Raw genomic sequence first — 4,022 nt, 5'->3', positions numbered from 1 at the left:
CGCTCGTGAAAAAACAGGACGTGGGCAAAAAATTGACTTAAGTTTGTTTGATTGTGCTATAAGTACGCTTGTGAACGTCGCTTCCAACTATTTCATGTCCGGCGAAGTGCCGAAACCGTTAGGAAACGATCATCCGAACATCGTCCCGTATTCGACATATGAAGCAAGCGACGGTTTGTTTGTCGTTGCAGTCGGAAATGATCGACAATTTCAAGCGCTATGCGAACTGTTAGAAGATCAAACAATTGGTGCAGACGAACGATTTCGCACGAATGCCAGCCGCGTCGCCCATCGTCACGAGTTGAATGATCGGCTAAACAAAGAGTTAAAAAAGAAAACGCGCGCGGAATGGCAACAATTATTTGAACAAAAAGGCATTCCTTGCGGCCCTGTTTACACTATTCACGAAGCGTTTCAACACCCACAAACATTGGCAAGAGATATGATTGTCAACATGGAGCATCCACATGTCGGAACATTAAAGCTTGTCGGATCACCGTTAAAATTTTCTGAAACGGCTGTGTCCTATCGACTCTCCCCTCCTCTTGCAGGAGAACATAACGATCACATATTAACATGAAACGATATGGAGGAATGAACGATGATGAACTTTGACTTTACCCAAGAACAAGAACTATTACGCCAAACAGTAAGAAAATTTGTCGATAAAGAAATTTTACCGTACATGAAAGAATGGGATGAACGCGGCTACTTCGATCCAAACATTTTAAAGCGACTAGCGGAATTAAATTTAATGGGTGTATGCATCCCAGAACAATACGGCGGAATGGGAATGGACTACAATTCGTTAGCGATCGTATGTGAAGAGCTAGAACGGGGAGATACAGCGTTTCGTACCGCCGTTTCCGTTCACACAGGATTGAACAGCTTAACACTTTTACAATGGGGAACAGAAGAACAAAAACAAAAATACCTTACCCCACAAGCAAAAGGGGAAAAAATTGGCGCATTCGGATTAACGGAACCAAACGCCGGTTCAGATGTTGCCGCTATCTCTACAACCGCTGTGCGCGATGGGGATGACTATATTTTAAATGGACAAAAAACGTGGATTTCGCTTTGTGACATTGCTGATCATTTTATCGTTTTTGCTTACACAGATAAATCGAAAAAGCATCGCGGTATTTCTGCTTTTATCGTTGAACGTACGATGCCTGGTTTTTCATCGCGTCCTATTAAAGGAAAGCTCGGTATTCGTGCTGGCAATACGGGCGAGTTATTTTTCGACAACGTGCGCGTTCCGAAAGAAAATTTACTCGGCGAAGAAGGGGAAGGATTTAAAATTGCGATGTCTGCACTCGATAACGGACGGTTTACTGTCGCTGCTGGAGCATGCGGTTTAATTATGGCTTGTTTAGAAGCGAGCGTGAAATATTGTCATGAACGAAAAACGTTCGGCAAAGAAATTGGTCGTCATCAACTTGTTCAACAAATGATTGCGAACATGGAAGCTGGTTTACAAATAAGCCGCTTGCTTGTGTATAAGGCTGGATTTTTGAAAAATAAAGGGAGAAGAAATACGCGCGAAACATCTCTCGCGAAGTGGATAGCGTGCGACTTCGCAAACAAAGCCGCTGATGATGCGGTACAAATTCACGGGGCGTACGGCTACTCGAATGAATACCCAGTAGAACGATATTTACGCAACTCGAAAGCGCCTGTCATTTACGAAGGGACGCGAGAAATTCATACAATTATGCAAGCGGAATACGTTCTCGGCTATCGGCAAGATAAACCGCTTCGCAAAATGCTCCCTCCTTGGGAAGAAAAATAGAAGGTGCCGCGAGCACCTTCTATTTTTCAGCATGCATCTTCTCTTCTAACTTACAATATTGCTTGTATAAATCTTTTAGCGCTGCACATAACGCTTGATTTGCTTTCCCTAAATATCCTTCATGCAATTGGGCAAGCGGTTCGTCAATTCCGTCTTTTAACGAATGTCCTTTTAACAGCCGGGCAACGTAATCGCGACCGTGCTCCGTCGCCAATGTACACGACGCATCGACGATGACACCATACTTTTTGTCTACCTCCGCTGTAATCGTAAGCGTATCAAACACGCTTTTTGCTGCCATCCCTGAAGGCAATCGCGCATGACCTGCAATAAATTGCGTATTCATTCTCTCTCCCCCCATAATCGTTTACTTCTTCAATTATAACGGAGGATCGTTTTACAGTTATAAACATCATTTCGACAAAATGCGCTAAATTTTCATAATGCCGCCTGTACTTGCTGAAGTGACGAGCTTTGAGTAACGAGCTAAATATCCTGTTTTCACTTTCGGCTCAAAGCCCTTCCAATTTGCTTTCCGCTTTTTCCATTCTTCTTCAGGGACGTGAACGTCAATCGTTCGTTTCACAATATCAATGACAATATGATCGCCGTTTTGTACAAAAGCAATCGGTCCCCCTTCCGCTGCTTCTGGCGACACATGGCCGATCGACAATCCACGGGATGCACCAGAAAAACGACCGTCCGTAATGAGCGCTACTTTCGTTCCTAGTCCCATGCCAACAATTTGCGATGTCGGTGCCAACATCTCTGGCATTCCCGGTCCACCTTTTGGACCTTCATAACGAATGATAACGACATGCCCCGGTTGTACTCTTCCTGCCGCAATGCCCTCGAGCGCTTCTTCTTGAGAGTCAAAGACGATCGCCGGCCCCTCATGACGGGTAATACCACCTTGAATACCGCCTGTTTTAATAATTGCGCCATCTGGAGCTAAATTGCCGAACAATACAGCCAACCCACCCGTTTCTGAATACGGATTGTCAATCGGACGAATGACTTCATAATTTTTCACTTCACAGCCTGCAATATTTTCCCCAAGTGTTTCACCTGACACAGTGAGAGCATCTAAATGAAGCGTGCCTTCTTTTTTAGATAGCTCATGTAATACGGCAGACACGCCGCCTGCTTCGTGTAAGTCTTCAATATGCATATCGGACGCTGGGGCAAGCTTAGCTAAATGCGGCACGCGGGAAGCTACTTCATTAATGCGTTCAAGCGGATAATGAATACCTGCTTCATTGGCAATGGCTAGCGTATGTAACACCGTATTCGTTGAGCCGCCGAGCGCCATATCGAGCGCAAATGCGTTATCAATCGCCTTTTCTGTTACAATATCACGCGGTTTAATATCGTTCTCAATTAAATACATTAACTGTTGAGCGGAACGACGCACAAATTCTTTTCGTGCTGGATCAATAGCTAAAATCGTGCCGTTACCCGGAAGCGCTAAACCGAGCGCCTCGGCTAAACAGTTCATGGAATTGGCCGTAAACATACCTGAGCATGAACCACATGTCGGACAGCCGTACTGTTCAAGTTCTTGTAACCCTTTTTCGTCGATTTTTCCGGCTTGATATGCACCGACTCCTTCAAATACAGAAGAGAGCGAAATTTTTTTCCCGTCGCTCGTCACACCTGCTTTCATCGGTCCTCCGCTTACAAAAATAGTCGGGATATTTAATCGCATCGCCGCCATCATCATGCCAGGTGTAATTTTATCGCAGTTCGGAATGCATACCATCCCATCAAACCAATGGGCAGAAATGACCGTCTCAACAGAGTCAGCAATAATTTCTCGGCTCGGCAACGAATACCGCATACCAATATGTCCCATCGCGATGCCATCATCGACGCCGATGGTGTTCATTTCAAACGGAACACCACCGGCCTCACGAATTGCCTCTTTCACAATTTTACCAAACTCCTGCAAATGAACGTGACCTGGAATAATATCAATATACGAGTTCACAACCGCAATAAACGGCTTATGAAAATCTTCTTCTTTTACCCCTGCCGCACGCAATAAACTGCGATGAGGCGCGCGGTCAAATCCTTTTTTAATCATATCGCTTCGCAAAACAAATCCCTCCATCTTTTCTGAACTTATTAAAAAACATTGTAACACTTTTTGAAATAAAATGACAATTCTAAAATTGAACTACCGCTAGGCTAAAGCCATAGCGGATTCCTACGAACACCGAAAGTT

At 44.5% G+C, this 4,022-nt stretch carries 4 protein-coding genes; 2 read left to right on the top strand and 2 right to left on the bottom strand.

What is annotated here, in order from left to right; all coding sequences use genetic code 11:
* Both V7Z64_RS12195 and V7Z64_RS12190 read left to right on the top strand, forming a co-directional pair.
* Positions 1-580, top strand: a 580-nt coding sequence (locus V7Z64_RS12195; RefSeq protein ID WP_334110564.1) for a CaiB/BaiF CoA transferase family protein, incomplete at its 5' end; no start/stop codon positions are given.
* Positions 581-601: 21 nt separating this feature from the next.
* On the top strand, positions 602-1,795 hold the full coding sequence (locus V7Z64_RS12190; protein WP_334110562.1) for an acyl-CoA dehydrogenase family protein: 1,194 nt from the start codon (positions 602-604) through the stop codon (positions 1,793-1,795).
* Between the two features lie 19 nt (positions 1,796-1,814).
* On the opposite strand, the gene V7Z64_RS12185 is transcribed toward V7Z64_RS12190, so the two are convergent.
* Both V7Z64_RS12185 and ilvD read right to left on the bottom strand, forming a co-directional pair.
* Positions 1,815-2,141 (bottom strand): DUF3870 domain-containing protein, encoded by a 327-nt coding sequence (locus V7Z64_RS12185; protein WP_003395822.1) that lies wholly within the window; start codon positions 2,139-2,141, stop codon positions 1,815-1,817.
* An 84-nt stretch (positions 2,142-2,225) separates the two neighbouring features.
* The gene (gene ilvD / locus V7Z64_RS12180) at positions 2,226-3,908 is read right to left on the bottom strand and encodes a dihydroxy-acid dehydratase (RefSeq protein ID WP_297990975.1); all 1,683 of its coding nucleotides are present in this window, start codon (positions 3,906-3,908) and stop codon (positions 2,226-2,228) included.
* Between the last annotated feature and the right edge of the window lie 114 nt (positions 3,909-4,022).

Origin of the sequence: Anoxybacillus sp. (assembly GCF_036834105.1) — a bacterium.
GTDB lineage: Bacteria > Bacillota > Bacilli > Bacillales > Anoxybacillaceae > Anoxybacillus.
This window is presented reverse-complemented; position numbering and strand designations above follow the sequence as displayed.